Genomic DNA, 1,150 nt, shown 5'->3' on the forward strand with positions numbered 1-1,150 from the left:
GTAAGCATTGTCTGGATCATGCGAAGTCAACTTTTCCATCATCGGTGCATCGAGATTTTCATACTGCGGAAGTTTTGACTTATCAAGTGGCTGGAAAACTCCGGCTTGAATTTGACGCGCCAAGAATGTCGCTGAAGGCACAACAACATCATAACCAGTCTTGCCTGAAAGCAGTTTTGCTTCCAGAACATCGTTACTATCGAAGACATCGTAAACGACCTTAATACCAGTCTCGGCTTCAAAATTCGCTAAAGTATCTTCAGCGATATAGTCAGACCAGTTATAAACGTTTAATACTTTCTCTTCGGCCATAGCGCCTGTTGTAGCCACCGCACACGCTGTTGCCAACGCTAGCTTTTTTATTGCTTTCATAATTTTTCCTCGATTACACCCTAAGAAGATCTTAATTAACTCTGCCTTAACTGCTCTGCCGAGTCATTTTCCTTTCTGGAACACATCAATGTCTTATCTATGCCCCATTCGCTTATTGACTAAATGCCGAGCGAATTTCCTTTTGTCTTTGCAATTCATTTCTTCGCATGAACCACCATGCGATAAAGGCCGCCATTGCCACGGCCAAAACAAGTAATGTCGCTAATGCATTTATTTTTGGACTCACACCTAATCGAACACTAGAGAACACCACCATTGGTAAGGTTGTAGAACCTGGCCCCGATACGAAACTCGCGATTACTAAATCATCGAGCGACAAAGTAAATGCCAATAGCCATCCAGCCAATAATGCTGGCGCAACAATTGGTAAAGTGATGTAGATAAACACTTGGAATTTGTTAGCACCAAGATCCATCGCAGCTTCTTCTAAACGTCGATCAAGCTCGCGTAATCTTGCAGACACAACCACAGCCACATAAGCCATGTTAAAAGTTGTATGGGCAATCCAGATCGTTAAGCTACCACGCCCCTCAGGCCAACCAAGTACTTGCGACATCGTTACAAACAAGAGTAAAAGCGACAAACCCGTAATTACTTCCGGCATGACCAAGGGTGCAGTAATCATTCCGGTAAACAGCGTTTTGCCTTTAAATGCGCCCGATCGCACTAAGGCGATCGCGGCCAAGGTGCCTAATGCGACCGCAGCACTCGCACTTAAAAATGCAATTTTCAAACTCATCCAAACGGCGCTCATCAT

General features: G+C 44.3%; 2 protein-coding genes. Both read right to left on the reverse strand.

The features are described 5' to 3' along the window. The coding region (locus A3739_RS17765) for an extracellular solute-binding protein (RefSeq protein WP_156502662.1) at positions 1-372 on the reverse strand (372 nt) is incomplete at its 3' end. 112 nt (positions 373-484) lie between these two features. Further along, positions 485-1,150, reverse strand: a 666-nt coding sequence (locus tag A3739_RS17770; protein ID WP_068502267.1) for an ABC transporter permease subunit, incomplete at its 5' end; no start/stop codon positions are given.

Source organism: Oleiphilus sp. HI0067, from assembly GCF_001635735.1.